The sequence below is a fragment of the Turicibacter sp. St.80E1 genome (assembly GCF_059728495.1).
The window spans coordinates 737,650-763,856 of sequence record NZ_AP039386.1; the positions used below are offsets into that span (position 1 = coordinate 737,650).

21 protein-coding genes and 1 other annotated feature are annotated in these 26,207 nt (G+C 36.1%); of the genes, 19 read left to right on the forward strand and 2 right to left on the reverse strand.

Annotated features, from left to right (window positions below; all coding sequences use genetic code 11):
* The first annotated feature begins 2 nt into the window (after positions 1 to 2).
* The 4 genes from ruvB to yajC all read left to right on the forward strand — a co-directional run bounded on the left by ruvB (position 3) and on the right by yajC (position 3,651).
* On the forward strand, positions 3 to 1,004 hold the full coding sequence (gene ruvB / locus AC6I0I_RS03685) for a Holliday junction branch migration DNA helicase RuvB (protein WP_202618673.1): 1,002 nt from the start codon (positions 3 to 5) through the stop codon (positions 1,002 to 1,004).
* Positions 1,005 to 1,080: 76 nt separating this feature from the next.
* Positions 1,081 to 2,112, forward strand: a complete 1,032-nt coding sequence (gene queA, locus AC6I0I_RS03690) for a tRNA preQ1(34) S-adenosylmethionine ribosyltransferase-isomerase QueA (protein WP_161830783.1) — start codon at positions 1,081 to 1,083, stop codon at positions 2,110 to 2,112.
* A 34-nt stretch (positions 2,113 to 2,146) separates the two neighbouring features.
* Positions 2,147 to 3,283 (forward strand): tRNA guanosine(34) transglycosylase Tgt, encoded by a 1,137-nt coding sequence (gene tgt, locus AC6I0I_RS03695; RefSeq protein WP_317453421.1) that lies wholly within the window; start codon positions 2,147 to 2,149, stop codon positions 3,281 to 3,283.
* A gap of 104 nt (positions 3,284 to 3,387) precedes the next feature.
* Positions 3,388 to 3,651 (forward strand): preprotein translocase subunit YajC, encoded by a 264-nt coding sequence (yajC, locus tag AC6I0I_RS03700; protein WP_161830785.1) that lies wholly within the window; start codon positions 3,388 to 3,390, stop codon positions 3,649 to 3,651.
* A 35-nt stretch (positions 3,652 to 3,686) separates the two neighbouring features.
* Here yajC and AC6I0I_RS03705 read toward each other — a convergent pair whose 3' ends face one another.
* Complete coding sequence (locus tag AC6I0I_RS03705; RefSeq protein ID WP_161830786.1) at positions 3,687 to 4,061, reverse strand: TIGR04086 family membrane protein; 375 nt, start codon at positions 4,059 to 4,061, stop codon at positions 3,687 to 3,689.
* 102 nt (positions 4,062 to 4,163) lie between these two features.
* Here AC6I0I_RS03705 and AC6I0I_RS03710 point away from each other — a divergent pair, with 102 nt between their 5' ends.
* Positions 4,164 to 4,832, forward strand: a complete 669-nt coding sequence (locus tag AC6I0I_RS03710; protein ID WP_262953525.1) for a DUF421 domain-containing protein — start codon at positions 4,164 to 4,166, stop codon at positions 4,830 to 4,832.
* A gap of 45 nt (positions 4,833 to 4,877) precedes the next feature.
* Here AC6I0I_RS03710 and spoVB read toward each other — a convergent pair whose 3' ends face one another.
* Complete coding sequence (gene spoVB, locus AC6I0I_RS03715) at positions 4,878 to 6,425, reverse strand: stage V sporulation protein B (RefSeq protein ID WP_262953524.1); 1,548 nt, start codon at positions 6,423 to 6,425, stop codon at positions 4,878 to 4,880.
* An 82-nt stretch (positions 6,426 to 6,507) separates the two neighbouring features.
* Here spoVB and recJ point away from each other — a divergent pair, with 82 nt between their 5' ends.
* From recJ to AC6I0I_RS03785, 14 genes are all read left to right on the forward strand, one after another.
* Positions 6,508 to 8,733 (forward strand): single-stranded-DNA-specific exonuclease RecJ, encoded by a 2,226-nt coding sequence (gene recJ / locus AC6I0I_RS03720; RefSeq protein ID WP_262953522.1) that lies wholly within the window; start codon positions 6,508 to 6,510, stop codon positions 8,731 to 8,733.
* Positions 8,723 to 9,235 (forward strand): adenine phosphoribosyltransferase, encoded by a 513-nt coding sequence (locus tag AC6I0I_RS03725; RefSeq protein ID WP_262953521.1) that lies wholly within the window; start codon positions 8,723 to 8,725, stop codon positions 9,233 to 9,235. The genes recJ and AC6I0I_RS03725 overlap by 11 nt, the downstream gene beginning before the upstream one ends.
* A gap of 241 nt (positions 9,236 to 9,476) precedes the next feature.
* Complete coding sequence (locus AC6I0I_RS03730) at positions 9,477 to 11,669, forward strand: RelA/SpoT family protein (protein ID WP_161830790.1); 2,193 nt, start codon at positions 9,477 to 9,479, stop codon at positions 11,667 to 11,669.
* 16 nt (positions 11,670 to 11,685) lie between these two features.
* Positions 11,686 to 12,126: a D-aminoacyl-tRNA deacylase gene (gene dtd, locus AC6I0I_RS03735; protein WP_262950197.1), complete on the forward strand. Its 441-nt coding sequence runs from the start codon at positions 11,686 to 11,688 to the stop codon at positions 12,124 to 12,126.
* 41 nt (positions 12,127 to 12,167) lie between these two features.
* Positions 12,168 to 12,384: a binding site (T-box leader), on the forward strand.
* Between the two features lie 92 nt (positions 12,385 to 12,476).
* Positions 12,477 to 13,841: a histidine--tRNA ligase gene (gene hisS / locus AC6I0I_RS03740; protein WP_262950196.1), complete on the forward strand. Its 1,365-nt coding sequence runs from the start codon at positions 12,477 to 12,479 to the stop codon at positions 13,839 to 13,841.
* 15 nt (positions 13,842 to 13,856) lie between these two features.
* Positions 13,857 to 15,614, forward strand: a complete 1,758-nt coding sequence (aspS, locus tag AC6I0I_RS03745) for an aspartate--tRNA ligase (protein WP_262950194.1) — start codon at positions 13,857 to 13,859, stop codon at positions 15,612 to 15,614.
* A gap of 282 nt (positions 15,615 to 15,896) precedes the next feature.
* Complete coding sequence (locus tag AC6I0I_RS03750; RefSeq protein ID WP_262950192.1) at positions 15,897 to 16,589, forward strand: hypothetical protein; 693 nt, start codon at positions 15,897 to 15,899, stop codon at positions 16,587 to 16,589.
* A gap of 12 nt (positions 16,590 to 16,601) precedes the next feature.
* Complete coding sequence (locus AC6I0I_RS03755) at positions 16,602 to 18,614, forward strand: LCP family protein (protein WP_262953520.1); 2,013 nt, start codon at positions 16,602 to 16,604, stop codon at positions 18,612 to 18,614.
* 110 nt (positions 18,615 to 18,724) lie between these two features.
* Positions 18,725 to 20,248 (forward strand): MATE family efflux transporter, encoded by a 1,524-nt coding sequence (locus AC6I0I_RS03760; RefSeq protein WP_161830796.1) that lies wholly within the window; start codon positions 18,725 to 18,727, stop codon positions 20,246 to 20,248.
* A gap of 42 nt (positions 20,249 to 20,290) precedes the next feature.
* Positions 20,291 to 21,289: a glycosyltransferase family 2 protein gene (locus AC6I0I_RS03765; protein WP_161830797.1), complete on the forward strand. Its 999-nt coding sequence runs from the start codon at positions 20,291 to 20,293 to the stop codon at positions 21,287 to 21,289.
* 175 nt (positions 21,290 to 21,464) lie between these two features.
* Entirely contained in the window at positions 21,465 to 22,433 is a 969-nt protein-coding gene (locus AC6I0I_RS03770) for a glycosyltransferase family 2 protein (protein WP_262953519.1), read from the forward strand.
* 39 nt (positions 22,434 to 22,472) lie between these two features.
* The gene (locus AC6I0I_RS03775; RefSeq protein WP_262953518.1) at positions 22,473 to 23,660 is read left to right on the forward strand and encodes a glycosyltransferase; all 1,188 of its coding nucleotides are present in this window, start codon (positions 22,473 to 22,475) and stop codon (positions 23,658 to 23,660) included.
* Positions 23,650 to 25,221 carry an O-antigen ligase family protein gene (locus AC6I0I_RS03780; protein WP_262953516.1) on the forward strand — a complete coding sequence of 524 codons (1,572 nt, stop codon included), beginning with the start codon at positions 23,650 to 23,652 and terminating at the stop codon, positions 25,219 to 25,221. The genes AC6I0I_RS03775 and AC6I0I_RS03780 overlap by 11 nt, the downstream gene beginning before the upstream one ends.
* A 9-nt stretch (positions 25,222 to 25,230) precedes the next feature.
* Positions 25,231 to 26,205 (forward strand): glycosyltransferase family 2 protein, encoded by a 975-nt coding sequence (locus AC6I0I_RS03785; protein WP_262953515.1) that lies wholly within the window; start codon positions 25,231 to 25,233, stop codon positions 26,203 to 26,205.
* The last annotated feature ends 2 nt before the right edge of the window (positions 26,206 to 26,207 follow it).

Sequence of the window (26,207 nt, forward strand, 5' to 3'; positions counted from 1 at the left end):
TGATGATAGAGGAACGCTTAGTGACGCCGGATGAAATGAGAGAAGATGAATCAGAATTAAGTTTGCGCCCTGAGCGTCTAAATCAGTATATTGGCCAAACGGCTGTGAAAGAGAACTTAAGAATTTTTATTGACGCGGCAAAAAGTAGAAATGAGTCATTAGACCACGTGTTGCTTTTTGGCCCACCAGGTCTTGGAAAAACGACTTTAGCGACGATCATCGCAAATGAAATGGGAGTTAATATTAAAACGACTTCAGGGCCGATGATTGAACGGAGTGGTGATTTAGCTGCTATTTTATCGGTTCTAGAACCTGGAGATGTTTTATTCATTGACGAGATTCATCGTTTACCTAAAAGTATCGAGGAGGTTTTATACCCAGCGATGGAAGATTACGTGCTCGATATCGTTGTCGGAAAAGATGATTCCGCCCGTTCTATCCGTGTGGACTTGGCTCCGTTTACATTAGTAGGTGCAACGACGCGTGCAGGGGATTTATCAGCTCCACTTCGCGACCGCTTTGGTGTTATGAATCGTTTAGAATACTACACGGAAGAGCAACTCCAATCCATTGTAAAACGAACAGGGATTGTTTATGATACACCGATTGATGATCAAGCTTCTTTAGAGCTAGCGCGGCGTTCGCGAGGAACCCCACGTATTGCTAATCGTCTTTTTCGACGTGTGCGCGATTATGCACAAGTTATAGGGGATGGTATCATTACACATGATATTGCAAAGTTAGCATTGGACCGTTTAGACATAGATTCACTAGGATTAGATTATGTTGATCACAAGTATTTAATGGGGATTATTGAACGATTTAATGGAGGGCCGTGTGGAATTGAGGCTATTGCGGCGTCAATTGGGGAGGAGCCCCAAACACTGGAAGATGTTTATGAGCCATATTTGTTACAATTAGGATTTGTCAAGCGAACCCCTCGTGGTCGGGTGATTACTCCTCAAGCTTGTGAACATTTGAACGTCCCGTATCCGTTAAAATAAAGATTGAAAAATAACGATATTTGGTAGATAATTTATACATAGTGATAAATTTTGCAACATAGAAAGTTGGTGTGTTATGCGCGTAGATCAATTCGACTTCGAATTACCAGAAGAGTTAATTGCACAAACCCCTTTAAAAAACCGGGATATGTCGCGTTTAATGGTTTTAAATAAAAAAACAGGTGAAATCAAACATGAGGTTTTTCATCAGATCATTGATTATTTAAAACCGAATGATACGCTTGTTTTAAATAATACAAAAGTGATGCCGGCTAGATTAATGGGTCAAAAACAAGATACGGGGGCTCATATTGAGGTTCTTCTTTTAAAACAGGAACAAGACGACTGTTGGGAAACGTTAGTTAAACCGGCTAAGCGAGTTAAAGTTGGGACGGTGGTTGAGTTTGGTGATGGTCGCCTAAAAGCTGAATGTATTCAAACGGGCGAGATGGGAAAACGAATTTTTAAATTTGTATACGAGGGAATTTTTTATGAGGTATTGGATTCCTTAGGTGAAATGCCACTGCCGCCCTACATTACGGAAAAGCTAGACGATCGTGATCGATATCAAACCGTTTTTGCTAAAGAAATTGGATCTGCCGCAGCTCCTACTGCCGGATTACATTTTACGACAGAGTTACTAGAGAAAATTAAAAGCAAAGGGGTAAATATTGCATATGTTACTTTGCATGTCGGATTAGGGACATTTAGACCGGTATCTGCGACGAGTGTTGAAGAACATGAGATGCATGCGGAGTTTTATCAGATGTCACAGGAAACGGCTGATTTATTAAATGAAACGAGACAAAAGGGTGGTCGAATTATTACCGTAGGAACGACTTCGACGCGAACACTTGAAACAATCGCTCGTAATCATCAAACATTTAAGGCTTGTGAAGGATGGACAGATATTTTTATTTACCCTCCTTATGAGTTCAAAGGAATTGATGGGATGTTAACTAATTTCCATTTGCCAAAATCAACATTAATTATGTTAATCTCGGCTCTAGCAGGACAGGAATCTATCATGAATGCTTATCGCATTGCGGTAGAGGAGAAGTATCGTTTCTTTAGCTTTGGAGATGCGATGTTAATTATTGAAGAATAACAACTTAGAATCTAGAAAAAGTGAGGTGCCTCTGTTGGCGATTAAATATGAATTAATACATGAATGTAAACAATCAGGTGCTCGTTATGGTAAATTGCACACCCCACACGGGACATTTGAAACCCCAGTTTTTATGCCGGTAGGAACGTTGGCCACTGTTAAAACGTTATCTCCTGAAGAACTTGATCAGATGGGAGCTAAAATTATTTTAGCGAATACTTACCATCTTTGGTTACAACCAGGTGAGAAGATTGTTGAGGAAGCAGGTGGACTTCATAAGTTTGAAAATTGGGGAGGAGCTATTTTAACCGATTCAGGTGGATTTCAAGTTTTTAGTTTAAGCAAATTACGTGAAATTACTGAAGAGGGAGTAACTTTCCGCGACCATCGTAATGGGGCTCCTTTATTTATGTCACCTGAGATTTCAATCGGAGTACAAAACTCATTAGGGGCTGATATTATTATGTCTTTTGATGAGTGTCCCCCATATCCTGCGACATTTGAATATATGAAAAATTCAGTTGATCGTACGATTCGTTGGGCGGAACGAGGAAAAAAAGCGCATAAAAATTCCGAAACCCAAGCTTTATTTGGAATTGTTCAGGGAGGAGAATATCCTGAACTACGTAAGTATTGTGCTGAAAAATTAGTAGAAATGGACTTCCCAGGTTATTCAGTCGGAGGGGTATCAGTTGGGGAACCAAAGGATGTCGCACGAAAAATGATTGAATATACTGTTCCTTATTTGCCAAAGGATAAGCCACGCTATTTAATGGGAGTAGGGTCACCAGACGACTTAATCGATGGGGCTATTCGCGGAATTGATATGTTTGATTGTGTTTTACCAACGCGTATCGCTCGTCATGGAACAGCCATGACTTCAGTCGGACGTGTGGTTATTAAGAATAAAGTTTATGAGCGCGACTTTACGCCGTTAGATCCAAACTGCGATTGTTACACATGTAAGAATTATACACGTTCATATATTCGCCACTTAATTAAGGCGAATGAATCGTTTGGACAACGATTAGTTTCGTATCATAATTTACATTTCTTAATCCATTTAATGGAGCAGATACGAGAGGCAATCCGACAAGATCGTTTATTGGATTTCCGTGAAGAATTCTTTGAACAATATGGGATTAATTTGCCAGGATCACGAGGATTTTAAGCATAGGCCATGTGTCATTGAAAGGTTTCAGTGATTTATGGAGATAGATAAATAAAGTCATCAATGATAAGTTTGTTGACGAGTAAGAAAGGGAGCGGTTTATAATGAATCAAACAGTTATGTTAGCTATTCAACTAGTGTTATTAGGGGCGATTTTTTACTTCTTTATGATTCGCCCAGAAAACAAACGTCGTAAGGCAGTAACAACGATGCAAAATAGTTTATCTAAAGGGGATCGAGTTGTAACTATTGGAGGAATTCATGGACGTATTCATTCAATTGAAGAAGAAGTGGTGACGTTAATTAATGACGAGGGTCAAAAATGGATTTTTGAACGTCACGCAATCGCTCGTAAAGTAGAAAAATAAAAAGAGGAGAGCCTGATACGAGGCTCTTCCTCTTTTTATTTTTTAGTTGGTAAATTAACCCCAATCATTCCCCCTGCAATACAAATGACAAAGGTGATAATGCTTCGAATGTAAAATTGTAGGCTTAAAGGTGCCTCAACACCGATGGTATAAAATAGAAGGCTTAATAATACCATAACCGAAGCAACACAAATACCGATTAACCATCCTTTTTCAGCGAATTTTTTAGAAATAATAGCAGTCCCCGTGAAAAAGGTAATAACAAAAGCAGCGTAGATGATGTTTCCGAGTAACCCGACTGAGACCCATCCAAAATAAGCAATTGTTGTTATAAGTAGACCGAAAATGAGGATACTAATAACAATGAATGCCAATCCGTCTAGTAATGCTTTTCCTAGTTTTTCTGACATATTCTCAACTCCTATGACTATGTGTATTCATTAGTAACTTTATGAACCAATTGAAATGATTATGTAACTTTAAGGATAAAAGATTGAAATAGAGGGAAAAATATGGATCTTAATTGCTATAATGTGATATATAGAACGACGCTTTTTTATATTGTCCTATTAATCGTGTTTAAGTTAATGGGAAAAAGGGAAATTGGTCAATTGACGTTGCTCGATTTAGTGGTCTCTGTTTTAATGGCGGAGATTGCAGCAATGGCAATTGATAATCTAGAACGTCCCATTCATGAGGTTTTATTAGCCATTGGATTACTTGGAATTTTGCAATTTACTTCCGCCTTTATTACGTTACGATACAAAAAAATTCGGGAGTTTGTTGATGGGAAGCCGTCCATTCTTATTCATCAGGGAAGAATTAATATCCATGAGATGAGAAAACAACGATATACTTTTGATGACCTCATGCTCCAATTACGGGCAAATAATATTTCATCTGTTTTTGAGGTTGAGTATGCCATTTTAGAGTCAAATGGACAACTCTCTTCCTTTAAAAGGCAAGATGTTACCTATTGTCCACTTCCTATTATTACATCCGGAGGTATTGAAAAAGAAAATTTATTAAAAATTCATAAAACGGAAAAATGGGTAGAAGAACAAATGGATAAAAAAGGGATTTTTGGAGTAAAAGAGGTTTACTATGCTGCATTTGATGGAAAGGAACTTCAGTTTATTACGCGAGAATCCTTAAATTTAAATGAAAAAAAACGCCGTTAATTTTGACGACGTTTTCTACTTTAAGTAAAGTTGCTACTTCTTTTGTTATTTCGTGTTATAATTAGCTTGTCGTTTGATCCGCTTTCCATCACTGACCTGAGTGGGAAATAGACCGCAGACAAAAAGTAAAAATAAGTACGAAATGCCCACGATAAAGCAAATAATAATCATATTAAGAAATTGATTGGTATGGAAGGTATAAGCTAATTTTAAATAGGAACCAAGCATGAACGTAATTCCGATGATTAATGTTGCATTGAAAACGGAACGTAGATTCATGCGGTAACCGATATGTTTTCTTACTAGAAGAAAGTGCCATCCGGTTACAAATATAACATTAAACAAAACAGAAATAACTAACCCATAAATATTTAGGTTTGGAATTTGAAGCAAAATAATCATCATAATAATCTTTATAACTGAGGAGATGAAAGTCGTATTCATCGCTTGATTCGCCTCGTCAATTGCTTGTAAGGTAGAAGTGAGTGGTGCTTGAAAGTAAAGGAGTAAGAAGACAGGGGCCATTAGAATGAGGTAATTTGCCCCGGTTGAAGAGCCATAAAGTAGATTCATTAATTCGGTTGGAAATAGCATCAATAAAACGGTATAAATTCCGCTTGGTAAGAATGAGATCAAGAAGGCGTTATTAAGATGCGAATAAATTCTATCATATCTTTTATTAGCAAATGCCTGACTAATTGGTGGAACGATTGCTTGAGTAATTGCATTTGAGATAAACGAAGGCATGAGAACCATAGGCAGGGCAAAACCGGAAACGGCTCCGTATAATTTCGCACTTTGTGCACTGTTATAACCAATTTTGAAAAGGCATTGGACAACAACGATGGGTTCAAGAAAATGCGAGAATGATCCGATGAGTCGACTTCCTGTTGCCGGTAATGAAATAGCTAATACATCTTTAAAGTTCTGAGGGCTTAGATGAATCGGTCTTAAGTTTGCCCCCTGATGGTTATGCTTGATGTTTTTAAAGAATAGAAAAATAAGAATTAAGATAGAAGAAAACTCTCCTGCAATTGATGCCCAAATTGTTCCAACAATTCCGAATACAATTCCGTGTGGAAGTAGCCATGAGATAAAAAGAACAGAGAAAACCATCCGGATAACTTGTTCCACTAGGGTTGAAATGGCTGATGGGAACATATTCTGTTCTCCTTGAAAATAGGCCTTGAAAATAGTTGAAAGTGAAACAAAAAAGAGTAGTGGACCAATGGAAATCAAGGGTAGATAAGTTCGCTCATCCTTGAGTAAATAAACGGCTAATGGTTCGGCAATAAAAAACAATAAGATACTAATGAGTAAACTCGAAGCCATAGCAATAATGAGTGATACAGATAAAACCTTTTTTTGGCGTTCGTTGGCGCGAGAAATAAGGGTTGGAATAGCAATTGGAAGACCGATACTTGCAAAGGTTGTAAGTAACATGAGGGTTGGCCCAATTAACATATAGATTCCAATTCCATCTTCACCAAGTAGACGTGTCACCATGACGCGGTTAATCATTCCTAGGACCTTGGTGATGAGTCCCGCTATAACGAGAATAAATGTTCCTTGTACGACGTTTTGTTTTTTCATAATTTTTTCACCTATACTTTAGTTATGATTTTGCTTAAGTCTATGAATAAGAATTTTAAAATATGAAGGTGAGGAGATACTTTTGCTTAAATCGATGATGAATTGGAGAAAATGTGACATATTAGACGAAAGTATGCAGGGAGAGAGAGGTGAACTCCACCCGGCGATTGAACGTCTTATTTTATCTAGAAAGTTAGTAGAACCGGAAAATCTTGCAACATTTAACCATCAAGTGCCGGTTCACCACGATCCGTTATTGTTTTCGCAAATGTCTAAAATTATTATGCGACTTAATACGGCCATAGATGAGGGACAACCGATTCTAGTCTATGGCGATTACGATGCAGATGGGGTAACTGGAACATCTATTTTAGTTCGTTGTCTTCGCGAGCTAGGAGCTTTGGTTGATTATTATATTCCAAATCGATTTTATGAGGGATATGGCCCGAATAAAGAAGCGTTTATGCAGGCAATAGAGGATGGTTTTCAATTAGTCATTACGGTAGACAATGGAATTGCCGGAATTGAAGAGGCGGAATTGTTGATGGAACATGGGGTAGATCTTATTATTACAGATCATCACCAGGTAAAGGAAACACTTCCCCGCGCGTATGCTATCTTGCATCCGGAGCTTGATAAAAATTATCCGTTTCATCACTTATCAGGCGCGGGGGTTGCGTTGAAGATAGCGGAGGCATTACTAGAGGAAGTCATTCCTGAGGATTATTATGCTATTGCCATGCTTGGAACCATTGGTGATGTTGTCCCGTTAATTGATGAAAATCGATCGATTGTGAAAAGAGGTCTTGCCGCCTTAAAGGAAACAGAGATTGAGGGATTGAATGCCATTATGGAGATGGCCAATACGAATAAGAACGAGGTAACAGAGGTTAACGTAGGGTTTGAGATTTGTCCCCGCCTAAACGCTCCTGGTCGTATGGATGAGGCGACGCTAGCTGTAAAGTGTTTAATTTGTGAGGATCAAGATGAGGCGACGGAGCTGGCTCAACAAATTGAACAAATTAATACCGAACGGCAAAAGACAACACAACAAGTATTAGAAGAAGTGATGAAAATGGTAGATCAGGAGACTTTAGCAGTGAAAAAGGCGTTAATTCTATATGCTCCTCATTGGCATGAGGGGATACTTGGAATTGTAGCTGGGCGTTTAGCAAAGCAGTGGCAGAAGGCTGTCTTTGTAGTGACAGATGATCACGAAGGTTTTATTAAAGGGTCGGCACGAGCGGTAGAAGGATACCATTTATTTGAATTATTAACGCAATGTCAATCACTGATAGAACGCTTTGGTGGACATGCCTTGGCAGCAGGAATTACATTTGATAAAAAAAATCTTCAACCTCTTGAAAATCAAATGAATGAACTTTTAAAAGATACGGATCTTAAGCCCTCTCTTACCGTTGATTTATGCTTACCTATCTCAGATTTAGATGTTTCTTTCGTTGATCAATTGCAGTGCCTGGCTCCCTTTGGAGAAGGGAATCGCCCACCCTTATTTGAAATGCGAGATGTATATGTAAGCAACGTAAAAGTCATCGGAAACAAAATGCAGCATTTAAAATTTACACTCGAACAAGATGGAAATTGTCTGGAAGGCATTGCCTTTAATCAAGCCCATTTATCGACTTATTTGACGAAAGATACACGGTTTAGTTTTGTAGGAGAACTGAAAATTAATGAATGGAATGGGCATCGAAATGTTCAATTTCACTTTGTTGACGTTTTGTGTGAGGAGTTTCAATTAATCGATTTGCGTAATAAACAGGCGTATGAACAACGAAAAGATGATTTGTTCTTGGCAACGTCTTATGCAAAGGCGAAAGATGAAAATCATATTGAAACATTAGTTATTGATCAACTACCGAATTCAAAGGAAGAATTAATAGGACTCATTCGAGAGAAAAAGCCTAATAATATTGTTATAGCGCCTATCGATTCGAATATAACGTTTGCTAGTCGTGAGAAATTTGTCACCGTTTATCGGGTGATTAAACAACATGCCCCTATCACGCTAAACCACCAAATGATGAATTATTTTTTAAGACTGGGAATTAGCAAAAATGAATTATTATTTATTTTACAGGTGTTTTTTGAAGTGGAACTTGTTATAATAAAAAATGGTTCTGTTTTTTTACCCGATTGCATCGCAAAGCGCGATTTATCAGAGGCTGCAACGTATCAACTCCAAAATTCAAAATTGAAGATGCTTGAATTTTTTGAATTAACAACGTGGACAGAATTAAAACATATTTTTACAACAGCTAGGGAGGAAATGACTGATGAATCTTAAAGACTATGTAGCGAATGTACCTAACTTTCCGAAGGAAGGAATTCAATTTAAGGATATTACACCATTAATGTCAGACGGCGCGGCATATAATTATGCGACGCAAAAAATGGTTGAATTTGCAAAAAAACAGCAGGCCGAGGTTATTGTTGGACCTGAAGCCCGAGGATTTATTTTTGGATGTCCGGTTGCCCATGAGTTAAAAATTGGGTTTGCCCCTGTTCGTAAACCAGGAAAATTACCACGTGAAACGGTGTCTTTTAATTATGATCTCGAATATGGGTCAAATACATTATGTATGCATAAAGATGCAATTAAGCCAGGACAACGTGTTTTAATTGTAGATGATTTATTAGCAACTGGTGGAACGGTTGAAGCAACAGTTAAGCTAATTGAACAATTAGGTGGAGTTGTTGTAGGGTGTGCTTTTTTAATTGAATTAGAAGAGTTAAACGGTCGAAAATTGTTAGAAAACTATGAAGTTTTGTCATTAATGAAATATTAATTCAAAATAATTGAAAAGCTAAGGGAGGAATGGCACATTTTGTGTTGCATTCTTCCTTTTTTTTGTGTTAAACTTTTAAAAAGTATGAAAAAATTATTAAATGATAGGAAAGGTTGGATGAATAATCATCCTTTTTTTTCATCCTAGTAAATATTTTTAAAAAATTATGTCTTTCATGAAACAAATGACAAATTTAGCTTTATAATAAAATTAAGTAGATTAAATAATAGGAGTAATGTTTATGTATCAATTAAACGGATATGAGATATCTATTGATCATGTTTTAGAGCAAGCTAAAACGTATATTAAAAATCCAGAGAGTATTGCGGTGATTGAACGTGCTTTTGAACTTGCCTTTCAGAAACATAAAGATCAATTACGAAAATCAGGCGAACCTTATATTATTCATCCCATTGAGGTGGCTCATATTCTTACGAAATGGCAAACGGGGCCACGAACGATTGCTTCAGGATTGCTTCATGATATTATAGAAGATACAGATATTACTAAAGAAGAAATTGCTGAATTATTTGATAATGAAATTGCCGAAATTATTGATGGTGTCACAAAGCTAACAAAGTTAACCTATAAGTCAAAAGAAAAGCAACAGGCGGAAAATCATCGGAAGATGCTATTAGCTATGAGTAAGGATATCCGTGTTATTTTAGTGAAACTTGCCGACCGCTTGCACAATATTCGAACACTTAAATTTTTGCCTCCAGAGAAACAACGTGCAATTGCCCATGAAACAATGGAAATTTATGTTCCAATTGCGCATCGATTAGGGATGTATCGAGTAAAGGCAGAACTTGAAGACACGTCGTTACGCTTTCTAAAGCCAGAAGATTTTTATCGAATTGCTCAATTAATTAAACAAAAGAAACATGAGCGTGAGGAACAAATTCGAGAGATGGAAGAAGAGATAAAAGCCGCTCTTGAGGAGTATCATATTCCCTTTGAAATTAAGGGACGTATTAAAAATATTTATAGTGTGTATAAGAAAATGCAAACGCGCGAAAAAGAATTTGATGAAATTTATGACTTGTTAGCTCTTCGCTTAATCGTTAATTCGCTTCCTGAATGTTACTCGGCACTAGGGGTTATTCATGCAAATTTTAAACCGATTCCAAATCGTTTTAAGGATTATATTGCAATGCCGAAGCCTAATATGTACCAGTCTTTACATACAACTATTATCGGTCCAAATGGCCATGTGTTTGAAGTGCAAATTCGAACAAAAGAGATGGACGAAATTGCAGAGCAAGGGGTTGCTGCACATTGGGCGTATAAGGAAAATCGTCAAGTGACGGCTAAGCAGGAACAAAAGGAAATTCAAGACAAATTAAAATGGTATGAGACACTGATTGCCTATCAAGAAGAAGTCAACGATGCTGAAAAGTTAATGAAATTAGTTAAAGATGACATTTTTAATGCGAATGTTTATGTATTCACTCCAAATGGTGATGTGTTTGATTTTCCACCTGGATCAACCCCAATTGACTTTGCTTATCGAATTCATACAAACCTGGGGCATAAGACAACAGGGGCGATTGTAAATGGAAAAATTGTGACATTAAATTATCAATTAAAAACAGGTGATATTGTAGAAATTAAATCGTCACGTAATTCATTTGGACCGAGTGAAGATTGGCTAAATATAGTGAAAACTTCGCAGGCGCGCCATAAAATTCGTCAGTACTTTAATCGAACAAAACGTGAGGAATATACACGTAAAGGTGAGGAATTATTTGCAAAAGAGCTTGCGTCAAAGGATTTATCCATTAATTCCATTGATACTCAAAAGCTTTTAAAAATTTATAAAAAACAAAATGTTGATAAACTCGAGGAATTGTACTATCAAATCGGTCGTGGTCGCCTCGTTCCGAAGACAATTTTAGAACGTTATTTATCGGATGGAAAAGAGGTTAATGAGACGGATCTTATTCAGCAGATTAATGATGCTGCGAAAGTCAAAGAGGGACAACGTAAAAAAGCAAAAAATCGTTTTGGAATTATTGTCGATGGATTAGACAATGTTGATTTACGCATTGCTAAATGTTGTAATCCAGTTCCAGGTGATCCGATTGTTGGTTATATTACAAAGGGAAGCGGGATCACAATTCATCATGCGGAATGTCATAATGCAAAAATGAATGGTCGATTGGTGCCTGTTGAATGGGATGATGAGCATCGAAATACGTTCAATGCTAAAATTAAGGTTGTCGCACTTGACCGTAAAAATGTTTTAGGGGATATTATTCAAAGGTTAGCAACCATCAATACAAATATTACGGAATTGAACGCGCAGGCATCTGCGGATACAGTGATTATCAATATGTCATTTTCGGTGCGTAATATTGAACAATTGTTATCAATTGTTAATACGATTAAACGTGTTAAAGATGTTTTTAGCGTAGAGCGTATTTTACAGTAGTGAGGTGTTTGTTTTAATGAAAGTAGTCGTTCAACGGGCAAGAAATGCAAGTGTTACGGTCGATGATCAGGTAGTAGGTGCAATTGATTATGGATTCGTTTTACTTGTCGGATTGACACATGAGGATACGTTAGCGGATGTGGAGTATTGTGCTAAGAAGGTAGCGAATCTTAGAGTTTTTGAGGATGCGGCTGGTAAGATGAATAAATCAATTCAAGATGAAGCGGGATCAATTCTTTCAATCTCTCAATTTACGTTATATGGAGATACAAAGAAGGGGAATCGCCCTAGCTTTATTCAAGCGGCTCCTCCACAAGTAGCCCAACCCTTGTATGAACAGTTTAATCAGTTATTAAGAGATAAGTATGGTATAACTGTTGAAACTGGTGTGTTTGGGGCTATGATGAATGTTTCATTTACAAATGTCGGTCCAACGACGTTAATGATTGAATCTTAAAAGAAAATGTATTATAATAAAGAAAATGGTCAACTATAAATATAAATTCAATGATCAAGAGAGGCTAGAATGGAAGTCGTAACAGAGAACGAAGCCTAGGCTGGAAGCTTCGACGAATACATAATAGATAGACACTTGTGAGAAGGTATCTTGAATGTTATAGTAGAGATATCCGTAGGCGGCGTTAACGTTTGAAAGTGGTTGTCGTTTGATAGACGATGGCAATTAAGGTGGTACCGCGTATATTACGTCCTTAGAATTTTATCTAGGGGCTTTTTTTATGCTTAACTTGTAGGAGTACCAAATAATGAAGTAGTCATCATCAGTAATAACTAGGAAGGAGCTTTAACATGAACTTTAGTAAACCAAAGGGAACTTACGATGTTTTACCGAAAGAAAGTGCACGTTGGCAAAATATCGAAAGTCTTATCCGAGAAATTTGTTCAATTTTCAATTATAAGGAAATCCGTACACCGATGTTTGAAAGTACCGGTCTCTATCATCGTTCAGCGGGAGAAACTTCGGATGTTGTCTCAAAAGAAACTTATGATTTTAAAGATCGTGGTGATCGCTCGATGACATTACGTCCTGAGGGTACAGCGGGCGTTGTACGTAGTTATATCGAAAATAAGTTATATGCAGACCAAATGGTACAAAAACTATTTTATATTGCGCCAATGTTCCGCTACGAGCGTCAACAAAAGGGACGCTATCGCCAACACGTCCAGTTCGGAACAGAGGTATTTGGAAGCGCGGATCCAGCACTAGATGCTGAGGTTATTTCATTGGCTGTTACGTTGTATAAAGTATTAGGATTACGAAATATTAAAGTAAAACTAAACTCACTAGGAGATACCCAAAGCCGTGAAAATTATCGTCAGGCACTCCTTAATCACTTTGAGGGACACCAGAATGAATTATGCGCGGATTGTCAAGTTCGTTTGGAGAAGAATCCCCTTCGTGTCTTAGATTGTAAAGTAGACCGTGAGAAGGAGATTATGAAAACCGCACCTCAATTAATCGATCATTTAGTCGAAGAGGATCGTGCCTACTTCTTAAAGGTGCAACAATATTTAAAATCAATGGGAATTAACTATGAATACGACGCGACTCTAGTTCGAGGATTTGACTATTACACGCATACCATTTTTGAAATTCAAGCTGATATTGAAGGATTTGGAGCTCAAAATACATTGTGTGGAGGAGGGCGTTATAATAAATTGGTTGCCGAACTTGGTGGACCAACAGTTCCAGCTATTGGATTTGGGATGGGGTTAGAACGCTTGTTACTTGCTTTAGAGGCCGAGGGAATTCAAGTAGGCGGTGATGACGCAGTAGATTTCTTCTTAATAACATTAGGTGAAGATGCTAAAATGTTTGGGTCTCGTTTATTATTAGACTTACGTTCACGCGGATTAATTTGTGAAACAGATTATCTAGGGAAAAACTTAAAGGGACAATTTAAACAAGCAGATCGTCACCATGCTCGTTATACTGCGATTTTAGGTGATGATGAACTACAACAAGGAATGATTAACCTAAAAAATAATCAAACGGGAACACAACAAACGATTCCGGTTGCTTTAATTATTGATTATATTTTAGAAGATCAGCAGAAAAATCACGCAGGTTGCTGTGGAGGTCATGGACACGGTGAGGATTATGAATGTTGTGGGGGCCATGGAAATGGTTCAAGCTGCGGATGTCAACATTAGTAAGAGGTGAATTAAATGAATCGAACACATAATAACGGAGAATTAAGAATTGAACAGGTAGGCCAGATTGTTGAATTAAAAGGATGGGTTGCCAAAACACGTAATTTAGGTGGACTTATTTTTATTGATTTACGTGACCGTTATGGAATGACACAATTAGTTGTTAATCCAGAAACAGCAAAACCAGAGGTGTTGGAAGCTGCGAATAAGGTACGTAATGAGTATGTTGTTGCTGTTAAGGGTGAGGTTACAGAGCGTCAAAGTAAAAATCCAAATATGCCGACGGGAGATATTGAGGTTGTTTTAGATGAGTTGACGATTATTTCTGAGGCGGAAATGACACCGTTAATTATTGCTGATGAAACGGATGCTTTAGAAGATACGCGTTTAAAATATCGTTACTTAGATTTAAGACGCCCTGTTATGCAGAAAAATTTTATTTTACGTCACAATATTTTAAAATCAATTCGTAGCTATTTAGACGGACACGATTTTATTGAGGTAGAAACACCTTACTTAAATAAATCAACTCCTGAGGGGGCGCGTGATTACTTAGTACCAAGTCGTGTGCACGAAGGGGAATTTTATGCGCTACCACAATCACCACAAATTTTTAAACAGTTATTAATGGTATCTGGATTTGAACGTTATTACCAGATTGCTCGTTGCTTCCGTGATGAGGATTTACGTGCGGATCGTCAACCTGAGTTTACGCAGATTGACATTGAAACCTCATTCTTAACGCAAGAAGAGATAATGAATATGATTGAAGAAATGCTAGTCAAGATGATGAAGGATGTGAAAGGTTTAGATATTCCACGTCCATTCCCACGCTTAAGTTATGAAGAGGCAATGGGACGTTTTGGGTCTGATAAACCAGATACACGTTTTGAAATGGAATTAATTGCTTTAAATGATGCAGTGGCAAATTGCGGATTTTCAGTTTTTGCGCAAACGATTGAGGCAGGAAACGAAGTTAAAGCTTTATGTGTCAAAGGGGCTGCGGATCGTTTCTCACGTAAAGACATTGATAAATTAACCGATTATGTAAAAAAATATAAAGCAAAAGGTTTAGCATGGATGAAAGTTGTTGAAGAGGGATTCAACGGGCCAATCGCTAAGTTCTTCAGTGAACAAGAAATCGAGCGTATTAAACAAACGACGCAAGCTGAAACAGGAGACCTGTTATTATTTGTCGCTGATAAAAAATCGGTTGTTGCTGATAGTTTAGGAGCACTTCGTTTACATTTAGGAAAAGAATTAGGTTTAATTGATGAATCGAAATTTAACTTCTTATGGGTCATTGATTGGCCGCTATTTGAATATGACGAGGAACTTGGTCGTTTCTTTGCAGCACATCATCCATTTACGATGCCAAGTCTGGATACATTAGCGACGTTTGATACAGATGGTCATCAGGCAAAGGCTCAAGCTTATGATATCGTTTTAAATGGATATGAATTAGGTGGAGGATCACTGCGTATTTACCAAAAAGACATTCAAGAGCGTATGTTTAAGGCACTTGGATTTACAGAGGAAGAGGCAGAGGAACAATTTGGATTCTTAATGAACGCCTTTAAATATGGAACACCACCACATGGGGGATTAGCATTAGGACTTGATCGAATTGCGATGATTTTAACGGGTTCTCAAAGTTTACGCGATGTTATTGCCTTCCCTAAGAATGCATCTGCATCATGTCCGATGACGGAGGCACCAGGTGTGGTTTCTGAAGCACAACTAGATGAGTTACGTATTCAGTTGAAGAAATAGGATTTCCTATAATAATAAAATTTTTGATTTAAATCGACGAAAAGAGTGCCTGATGGCACTCTTTTTTTGCAAGGATATGAATAAAATTGTACATTTTTGTGTAAAAAAATGGCTAAGTGTTTTCAAATAGCATTAAATCATGTAAAATGGTGCTAGATGATTTCTCTTCATGTAATGTCTCACGTTTTTATAATCGCATTTGCATTATAGGAATAGCGAAAGTAATTTATAATAACAAACAGACATAGAGCATAAGGCAGAGTTTAAAGGGAGGGTGTAGGCATGAATATGAGAAAAATCATTAAACAGCCATTTATTATTTTTGGGAGTATTTTTTTTGTTTCAACAATGGTGCTAACTGGTATGCTTATTCATCAGGTCAAGGAAATGGCCGGGGGACCAAATGAATCATTAAAACCTAGTACGCCGGTGGTTGAAAATGAGAAGAGAGAGTATCATTTATCAAAAACTGCAACAGGGTATCAAAAGGAAATTTTTGATGAGTTGTTAGAAGCGCAAAAAGATTATCAGAACAGTCAGACGGAACAAACGACGCAAGCATATGCCACAGCTATTGTTAAAAACTTTATTGCCGACTTTTACACGTGGACCAATAAAGTTAATCATAGTGATGTAGGTGGTGTTCAATTTATTGATAAAGAGATGCGTTCGGCGTTTAAAAAACAAGCGATTGATGGTTATTATGAAACGTTAGACTATTATTTGGAAAATGAAGATGCCTCTTCATTGATGAGCGTTAATAAGGTGCAAATCACAAATGTTAATTTAAATGATGTTATTGAAGTCGAAGGCGACGAGGATGAAATGGAACAACTTGATTGTATCTCACTTCAGGCAAATTGGTCATATGAACCGATGGGGCTTGCTGAGGAGACGAGTCTTCAAACAACAGCGACATTTATTTTAACCAAGGTTGATGGTGATTTATTCATTAACGCAATTTTATCAGAGTAGGGAGGGGCAGATATGTTTAATAAAAAAGGATTAAAATGGATTTATCGATTAATTATGATGATTCCAATCGTTCCGATTATTTGGAATGCGATTTATCTTAATAAGTATTCGGGGTTTGATTTTTCATTACGTGTCAACGTGATTTTAGTTTTAATTTTATTATACTTATCTTTATTAATGTTCGGATTATACGCAATTAAAGTTGAATCAAAAAAAGGGACAGTTGTATTTTTAACACTTTCAGTAATCGGACTTCTTTTAGGAGGTTACGGTGGCTATGTTAATACACGCGTGTATAATTCATTGACAAATATGACAATGAATGAATCAACGGTTAATTATAGTTTAGTAACCCTATCTAATCGATCATTTGAAAAGGTCAAAGATTTAGAGGGTTATAAAATCGGAACGTTAAATATGACTAAAGAAGAGGTTTCAGACAATATTGATCAATTTTTAGAGAAAAATAAGTTGAGTGATGAGGCGGAAGTAGAAAAGTATAATTCACCGATTGCGATGCTTCAAGATTTATATTCTGAAAAAATTGATGCAATTATTGTAGGAGATAATTATGCGACTTTATTTTCTGGACAATCAGGCTTTGAAAATATTAAAGAAGAGACCAAGGTGTTAGCAACGATAGAAACAGTGCTTAAAGCGACAGAGGAAGATGCGAAAATTACAAATACATCGTTAATTGAGAATCCGTTCTCGATTTTATTAATTGGTGTCGATTCAACTGAACAAGGGTTAGGTGCTGCTTCATTGGCAGATTCTTTAATTGTAGCGACAGTCAATCCTAAAAATTTATCGGTGACGATGACTTCTATACCGAGGGATTCTTATGTGGAGGTTCCATGTTTTAATAACACGAAAGATAAAATTACCCACTCAAATAACGGGGGAACAACGTGTGTAATGGAAACAGTAGAGAAAATGTTTGACCTAAATATCCCCTATTATGTGAAGATTAACTTTAAGGGGGTAGTTGAGTTAGTTGATGCGATTGGTGGAATTTATGTGGATGTTCCGGTAACTATTGAGGAACAGGACAGTAATCGTCAATTTGGTGAGCATTTAATCAAGGTTGAGGAAGGTTATCAATTATTAAACGGAGAGCAGGCATTAGCACTTTCACGTCATCGTAAGACGTTAGCAAAAGGTGATTTAGGCCGTGCAGAGCATCAACAACTTGTGATTGAAGGTATTGTTAATCAGATGTTAACGGAAATGGATACAGTAGGTGAGTTTTTAGACTTATTAGATGTGTTAGGAAATAATATTGAAACAAATATTTCAATGAATCAAATGACTTCAGGTATTCAATATTTATTAGGATTACTTTCAGGTTCAACAGGGCTAAATCCGTTAGAAATGATTTATATTAAAAGCATGGTATTAAGTGCAGAATATGGTTATTTATCTAATCCATATTACTCATTTAAATTAAGCTATGCCTTCCCATACAAAGGGGCAATTGCGGATGCTCGTAAGCAAATGATGATCAACTTAGGAGAGCAATCGCCAACGATTCAACCGACATTCTCATTTAATGGGTTTAAAGAAACTCCCGATGGAAGATGGATTAAATCTTATTATGATGAAACAATGCCGTTTGAAGAAGAGGATCGTAGTGTAAGTGACCTCGATCAGGAAGATAAAGATATTGAAAAAGTAAATAGTACGACAAAAGAAGATGCGCCCGTTTTAAACAAGGTGCCAAGTTCATCATCGCATGGTGGATCGAACGCTTCTTCAAATAAAACAGATGGGACGACTGATTCAGGTAATGTCTCAAATAAGCCGAGTGCAGGTGGAGGAAATTATCCAGGACCAGTCACACCAGATACAAGTACCCCTCCGACTAATGAGCCAACAACAGGTAATGGAGGAGAAAGTAGTACTCCAGTCGTACCAGATGAAACACCCGTACAACCTGACGATCAACCGTCTCTAACGCCAGATCAGGAACAGCCATCAGGATCAGGAGAAACTCAAGGTGTTTTAGGCGTAGAAGGGAATTAAAGAACATTAAAATGAAAATGTGTGTCATAGATTCTTTTATGACACACATTTTCATAATGTTTAATATTTAATCATTTGATAGGAAAGACTATAGAATTAGAGGTGATTTTATGCGGATGAAACATTCGTTATTAAATATGCTTGTGACAACAATACCGAATTTAATTTTACCCGTTATGGGGATTATAAAGTTCAGTTTATTTTCAAGTATTTATGGTGGATCAATAAATGGGCTCTACTCTACAATGATTCAACTAATGGGGGTTTTAAGTCTAGTTGAAGGGGGATTTGGGATTGCTTTTCAACAGATTCTCTATCAACCTTTAGCAAAGAAAGATGACAAGCGGGTGACTGAGCTCTATAATGGTGCAGTATTTCTGTTTAGAAAAATAGGGCTGGTTATTGGAATTTTAGGGTTTATTATAGGGATTGTCCAACCGTTATTCATTAGTCAAAAGGATGGTACTATTTCAGCCTTTATGATTTATAGTATCTACTTTTTATTACTTATCCCAGTTGTTATTTCTTACTTCTTAATGGGACCCAATATCGTCGTACAGGCTGACCAACAATATTATAAAATAAACTTAGGAATTCAAATTATTACGGTTTTACGTTCGCTGTTTTCAATTGTGATTGCGTTAATGGGGCTTCCTTTTGAAGTTGTTTTAATTATTGATGGAATTTTAACGGTCATTTCATATGCTTATTCGAGGGAGAAAGCGTTGAAGTTATATCCTTATTTGAGGGATAATAAGGAAGGCCGCGACTTAAGTACGCTCGAGAATACAAAGCACGTTTTTGTTCATCGAATTGCCGGGGTCGCTTTATCAAATACGGATCCTTTATTGTTAACTTATTTCATTTCGCCTTTAATGACAAATGTCTATAATGCCTATAATATGATTTGTTCGAGTTTAATTAAGATTTTATATAGTATTATTAAGGCGCCAGCGGATAGTTTCGGAAACTTATTCTCAAGTGATGAGGATCATAAGTATTCAACATTTTTGCAGTATGCCAATTTCTCTTTTCTTTTGAGTTCGATTGTTTCAAGTATTTTATTTATTACGGCAAATGACTTTGTTCGCTTATGGATGAAAGATGATATGTATGTGTTATCTTACGCGGGGGTATTTTTATTTACGATGAATACCTATTATCTTGTTTCTCGGGAGCCATTATTGATTCTTCGCGATGTTAATGGTTTATTTAAAGAAACACGAATGATTGCGATTTTATCTGTTATTGTTAATCTTGGAATCTCTTTGCTTCTGATTAAGCCATTAGGAATTGTAGGAATTTTATTAGGAACGTTTGTCATGTATTATGCTATTGACTTAATGATGACAGCGAAATTAGTTTATCCTAAAGTATTTGAACTATCGGCGCAAAAATATTATCGCCTAGTTATGAATCGGACGGCATTGATGTTTATTTTAACATTAGTTGGAATGTTTATTTGGAAACGACTATTTCCAAACGGAGTTTCTAATATGCTGATGTGGTTTATCGTCACAAGTGGGGTTGGGGCAATTATTACTCTGCTATATACCTTGATGTACTATATCCTATTTGAAGATTTTAGAAAGTTTGTATGGAGAATGAAGATTCCGTTTTTCCGTCGCAAATAAATAATGATTAATAAAAATGATAGAGTTAAAGGAGCTTTTATAATGGTGAAAGTAAGTATTATTGTTCCTATTTATAAAGTAGAAAAATACTTAAAACGGTGTTTAGAATCGTTAGTGTCACAAACGTTTCAAGAAATAGAGATTATTTGTGTGAATGATGGAAGTCCTGATCAATCACAAAAAATCGTTGATGAATACGTCGAAAAATACCCTCACCTTGTCAAAGGTTATTTAAAAGAAAATGGGGGATTAAGTGATGCAAGAAATTATGGATTAAATCTTGCATCGGGAGATTACGTTGCCTTTATTGACAGTGATGACTGGGTTGAACCTGAGATGATTGAAAAAATGTATAGGGCGGCGAGAGAGCAAGAGGCTGATTTAGTAATCTGTGACTTTGTCATGGATTGGGAGACGAAGGAAAAAGAAAGTCTGTATATTTCAGGGATAAGACAGGAATCTACTGACTTTATGAGGAACGTGTTGTTAAGCGGTCCATCTGCCTGGAATAAATTATATAAAAAAGATTTATTTTTAAAGACAGATATCCGTTATCCAAAGGGATTATGGTATGAAGATCTAGCAACGACGTTAAGACTTATCATGAATACGAATAAAATTGCCCATGTTAAAGAAGCATTTGTTCACTATATTCAACGTGAAGGGTCTATTATGGCAACCTTAAATGAAAAAGTATTAGATATTTATAAAGTACTTGAGCTTATAGAGGACTATTATAAATCAAATGGATATTACGATCAATATAAGGATGAAATAGAATTCCTTTATGTTGAACACGTTATTTTAACTAGTCTTTTGAATTGGCGAAAGTTTGAGAATGGTGACCTTTATTTGAAAAAGGCGATTTCTTATATGAATAAAAAGTTTCCAAAATGGGTTGAGAACCCGTATATTCAGAAACAATCTAAAAAAGAAAAGGTAGTGTTCAAGTTATTGTATCACAAACATTTTCTCATTTTAAAAACCATTTTGTTTATTAAACAACATACCGTCAATAAAGTGAAATCGGTTAGGTCCTAGTTCATCGGAAATATAGTTGTAAGTAGAGTATATATAAGACAAGGTCAGGAATACGGAGTCTTGTTTAATCAAAACAATAAAACAAGTCGATGCGACCTCTTATTTAAGTGAGTTTTGCTTGATTGTAGGTAAGCTAAAAAAACTGTTGTAAATGAAGGGAGTGTAGGATAAAAGAATGAATCCAATCATTAGTATTATCGTTCCAATTTATAATGTAGAAAAATATCTTGCTCGGTGTTTAAACTCTTTAGTCAATCAGACGATGAAGGAAATTGAAATTATTTGTGTCAATGATGGAAGTCCTGATCAATCCCAAGTGATTATTGATGAATTTGTTAAAGATTATCCTAAGCAGGTAATCTCCATCATTAAGCAAAATGGAGGGCTAGCGGATGCCCGAAATCACGGTCTTCATTACGCTCGAGGAGAATATGTGCTCTTTATCGATAGTGACGACTGGGTTAGTCACGACATGTGCGAGAAGATGTATCAATTACTTCTATCTACTCAAGCGGATATTGTGGTTTGTGATCTTAATAATGTCTATGACGGGGGGCGAATTGAGACGGTATCTTGTGGGAACTTTGAGTCTGGAAGTGTGAAGACTCATCCCTCTTTATTGACGATTGACAACAGTGCGTGTAATAAGTTATTTAAAAAATCATTATTCGAAGATATTAAGTTTCCAGTCGGAATATGGTATGAGGATTTAGGTTGTATCCCGATGGTTTTAGCTAACGCTTCTAAGATTGTAAAGATTAATGAACCTTTTTATCAGTACTTTCAACGTGAAGGATCCATCATGAACACGTATTCAACAAAAAGCTTGGATATCTATACGGCACTTGGCTTAATTAAAGAACATTTTAAAGAGGATTATCAAGAAGAAGTGGAATATTTATACATCAAAAATTTAATATTTTATGGGTGTTCACGTCAACTAAATGTGAAAGATGCAGGGGAGTATTTAAATCGAGCGATTGATTTTATGCATGAATATTACCCAAATTGGTTAAAAAATAAATATGTTAAAACGTATTCTTTTAAAGATCGTCTAATTTTAACTTTGTATAAGTATAAATTATTTTTTCTTGTTCGATGGTTATTAGCAGGTAAACACTTCTTAAAAAAGAAATTGAAATAGGCTACGCCTTGTCATAAATCAAAGATAGGAAGTGAAACGATGTCAAAGAAAATTTTATTTGTAACAGATGAAATGACACTTGGAGGCGTCTCTCGAGTATTAAATAATTTATTGCAGGAATTAGGGGCAAACACCTCTCATGAAATAGATGTTTTAGTCTTACATAAACACGGAGAGATGTTAAAGGATATTCCAGCGAACATTCGTGTTATTGAGGGGTCGCCTTTCTTTAAGGTCATTGATCAACCATTAAATCAGGTGATAAAAAGTAAAAATCTTCGTTTAATTTTAAATAAATTATATTTACTTTTTTTAATGAAGACGGGAAGCATAGGTAAAAAAATTCAGGCTGAGCGGAAAAAAATGAAATTAGATTCTTACGATGTAGAAATCGCATTTAAGGAAGGTTTTTGTACCATTTTTGTGGCATATGGGAATAGTCGTAAAAAGATTAATTGGGTTCATTTAGACTATAAAAAACAAAATTTTTCAGCCAATCATATGCCTTTAATGAAAAAGGTGTTACAATTGATCGATGAAAATGTGGCTGTTTCAAGGGTTGCATCGAAATCTTATCAAGAGGTTTTTGGTTTAAAAGAAGAGGTTAAAGTCATTCATAACGTCATTCAAGAAAAAATGATTAAAGAAAAATCAAAACAAGAAGTACCACAGGAATATGTCAAATTATTTAAAGGTGACGCGTTAACATTTATAAGTGTTGGTCGATTGGTTGAACAAAAGGGGTACGATCGCCTAATTAACATTCACCGTAGGCTTATGAGTGAGGGGTTTGATCATCAGATTATGATTATTGGAAGTGGTGAAGATGAAGCGGCACTTCGTCAAGCAATAGAAGAGTTTGGGTGTCAAGAAACTTTCAAACTCATTGGATTTAAGGAAAATCCATTTGCTTATTTTAAGCTTGCTGACTGTTTTTTACTTCCGTCAAGGTATGAGGGGTTACCAACCGTTGTGTTTGAGTCATTTATTTGCAAAACGCCTGTTATTGCAACTGAGGTTGCAGGAATCGAAGAACAATTAAAAGGAGATCAATATGGGCTTGTTACAGAAAATAATGAGGAAAAATTTTATGAGGCAATGAAAAATGTGTTAGTAAATCCGTCTTTATTAACCGCAATGCGTCAAAATTTAGAAAATTATCATTATAAAAACAGTGTTATTATTGATCAATTTAATCAATTAGTGGAGGGGACATATGGTAAATAGGTTTAGAGAAATGGATAGAGTTAAGTTTTTTTCAGTAGCGGTATTTGTATTGTTAGTGATTCAGCCCATTCTTGAGCTGGATTATCTTGCAAACGATTTTTTAAAGGGATATGGGCTTATCGTTCCATCAACGATTATTCGTTTTTTAGGCCTTCCAGTTTTAGCAATGATAGGGTTCTTTTTTATTGATAAAAATAAGAAGAAATCTTTTCCATTCCTATTGGGTTGTGCTCTTGTCATTGGAATTTATTCAGTTTTTCACCTTATTGGAATGAAAAAATTAGATATTCATTTACCGGCTAATTTTAGGGCTGACTTTAAAATAGAGATTAAATACATTTTAATTCTGGTGCTGCCTTTTTTAATGATGTATTGCACATATTTAGCCCAGTTTACAAAAGAGACACTTAATAAATTAGTGATCAGTGTCTCACTTATTACATGTTCTGTTATCTTTATAACGAATATTTGTCATGTTTCACTAGGAAGTTATGGTGGAATGACAGAAGCTAACTTTATTTCGTGGTTTACGGAAAGTTATCGTGAGGGACTAGATCCTAAGTTACTTATGTCAAAAGGTTGGTACCCTGCGGCCAACGTGTTAGGGGCCTTATTATTTATGTTATTGCCGTTATTGTATAAGGTTTTATACGAGATGAAACGAAAATGGCCAATTGTTTTACTCATCATGTTACATTCACTTTGTATGATGATGATCGGAACACGCGTGGCTACACTCGGTGTTGTTTTAGTTGCTGTTGCGGCATTGTTTAGTTATATTGGATGCAGTGTTTTAAGGTTAAACCCCTTTAGATTAAAGTTTTTTATGATTATTATTGCGATGATTGCTCTAACAGTTGTTGTGTATCCGTATACGCCAGCCATTAAATATCAGGAGAGTAATACGCAATTAATTAAAAATTTAAAGGAAGAAGAAGAGAAGTCCGACGGAATTAACCAAATGTCAAATCAAGTGGAGCAACTTCAAAAACACGTCGATGATAAAGAGGGAAAAGACGCTGTGTTGATTGCCGTATTGAGGGAAAACTCATATTTATTTACGTTCCCATCTATTTATTACGATAAAAGTTATCCGATTGAGTTTGATCCAGAATTTTGGAACTTTGTGTTAAATGAACCATTTGAAAAGCGAAGCGATGGACGAAAATTACAAAAATTATTTGCAGAGTATAAATGGGATATGATGGATACTAAAGAAAAAATGTTAGGAATGGGCTTCTCGAGATTGAGTGAAGGAGAATTGATCCTTGAACAAGATGGATGGCGCCAACTTTATACAATGGGATTCGTTGGAGTTATTTTATTTGTTGGTCCTTATTTATTACTGGTGTTCCTTTCAACCATTAGAGCATTACTCCAGTTTAAGAAGGTTGTTAAGTTTAGTAACTTAATGCTTCTTTTATCGGTAGGGGTTGGGCTTGGAGCTGCTTACTATAGTGGTCATGTAATAGATGAACTATTTACCAATTTATATTTAGGATTTATTGCGATGACCTTATTTTTATGTACTTCTGTAAAAAATGTTAATATAGAAAGATAAGGTGAAATCATGCCCAAGGTAAGTGTCATTGTACCCGTTTATAATGTGGAGAACTATTTAGAGCGTTGTTTAGAATCGTTGGTTCGCCAAACGCTCGAAGATATTGAAATTATTGTTGTTAACGATTCATCTCCTGATGAATCGCATGTGATTATTGAACGCTATCAAGCACGTTATCCAAATAAGATTAAAAGTTTAATAAAACCAAACGGTGGATTATCAGATGCAAGAAACTATGGAATGAAACATATGCGTGGAGATTATTTTGGGTTTGTTGATGGTGATGACTACGTAGATGAGACGATGTTTGAAAAGCTATACGACGCGGCGATGAAGGCGGATGCTGAGGTAACGACGTGTGATTTTTATTGGGCATACCCCGATCAACTCAAGCGTCAAATAGATGGACCTTACCATCATTCAAAAGAGATGCTCGTTGAGATGATGCCTACGGTGTGGAATAAGCTCTATAAAAGAAGTTGGTTTGAAACATTAGGAATTGAATTTCCAGTTGGATTAAGGTATGAAGATAGTTCCTTTTCCATCCGGGTAGCCCCGTTTATAAAAAAAATAGCTTATGTTTCCGAACCCCTTGTTTACTATGTTCAACGACAAGATTCGATTACTTATACGCAAAATGCAAAAGTGGGCGATATGTTAACTGTTTTTTATGATATTTTTGATTTTTATAAGTGTCATGGTCTTGAGGAAGAATATCATGAGGAGCTCGAATATTTAACATTAAAGTATTTTTTAGGAAGTTCATTTTTAAGGGCGTCTCAAATAGGAGATAAAAAAGACCGAGAGCGGATTTTAAACGAGGGATGGCGTTTGTTAAATGAATGTTTTCCCAATTGGAAGAAAAATCGATATCTTATGAGTAAAAAAGATAAAAAACATCTATATTACAAGTGTACGAATCGATTGTTTTATCAGATGTTATCAAGGGTCATTTATCTGACGAAGGTTAAATTTAAAAAATAATG

Excerpts from the sequence above, each read along its gene's own strand:
- ruvB (WP_202618673.1), top strand. The coding sequence starts at position 3 with ATGATAGAGGAACGCTTAGTGACGCCGGATGAAATGAGAGAAGATGAA.
- queA (WP_161830783.1), top strand. The coding sequence starts at position 1,081 with ATGCGCGTAGATCAATTCGACTTCGAATTACCAGAAGAGTTAATTGCA.
- yajC (WP_161830785.1), top strand. The coding sequence starts at position 3,388 with ATGAATCAAACAGTTATGTTAGCTATTCAACTAGTGTTATTAGGGGCG.
- AC6I0I_RS03705 (WP_161830786.1), bottom strand. The coding sequence starts at position 4,061 with ATGTCAGAAAAACTAGGAAAAGCATTACTAGACGGATTGGCATTCATT.
- AC6I0I_RS03710 (WP_262953525.1), top strand. The coding sequence starts at position 4,164 with ATGGATCTTAATTGCTATAATGTGATATATAGAACGACGCTTTTTTAT.
- spoVB (WP_262953524.1), bottom strand. The coding sequence starts at position 6,425 with ATGAAAAAACAAAACGTCGTACAAGGAACATTTATTCTCGTTATAGCG.
- AC6I0I_RS03725 (WP_262953521.1), top strand. The coding sequence starts at position 8,723 with ATGAATCTTAAAGACTATGTAGCGAATGTACCTAACTTTCCGAAGGAA.
- AC6I0I_RS03730 (WP_161830790.1), top strand. The coding sequence starts at position 9,477 with ATGTATCAATTAAACGGATATGAGATATCTATTGATCATGTTTTAGAG.
- dtd (WP_262950197.1), top strand. The coding sequence starts at position 11,686 with ATGAAAGTAGTCGTTCAACGGGCAAGAAATGCAAGTGTTACGGTCGAT.
- hisS (WP_262950196.1), top strand. The coding sequence starts at position 12,477 with ATGAACTTTAGTAAACCAAAGGGAACTTACGATGTTTTACCGAAAGAA.
- aspS (WP_262950194.1), top strand. The coding sequence starts at position 13,857 with ATGAATCGAACACATAATAACGGAGAATTAAGAATTGAACAGGTAGGC.
- AC6I0I_RS03750 (WP_262950192.1), top strand. The coding sequence starts at position 15,897 with ATGAATATGAGAAAAATCATTAAACAGCCATTTATTATTTTTGGGAGT.
- AC6I0I_RS03755 (WP_262953520.1), top strand. The coding sequence starts at position 16,602 with ATGTTTAATAAAAAAGGATTAAAATGGATTTATCGATTAATTATGATG.
- AC6I0I_RS03760 (WP_161830796.1), top strand. The coding sequence starts at position 18,725 with ATGCGGATGAAACATTCGTTATTAAATATGCTTGTGACAACAATACCG.
- AC6I0I_RS03765 (WP_161830797.1), top strand. The coding sequence starts at position 20,291 with ATGGTGAAAGTAAGTATTATTGTTCCTATTTATAAAGTAGAAAAATAC.
- AC6I0I_RS03770 (WP_262953519.1), top strand. The coding sequence starts at position 21,465 with ATGAATCCAATCATTAGTATTATCGTTCCAATTTATAATGTAGAAAAA.
- AC6I0I_RS03775 (WP_262953518.1), top strand. The coding sequence starts at position 22,473 with ATGTCAAAGAAAATTTTATTTGTAACAGATGAAATGACACTTGGAGGC.
- AC6I0I_RS03780 (WP_262953516.1), top strand. The coding sequence starts at position 23,650 with ATGGTAAATAGGTTTAGAGAAATGGATAGAGTTAAGTTTTTTTCAGTA.
- AC6I0I_RS03785 (WP_262953515.1), top strand. The coding sequence starts at position 25,231 with ATGCCCAAGGTAAGTGTCATTGTACCCGTTTATAATGTGGAGAACTAT.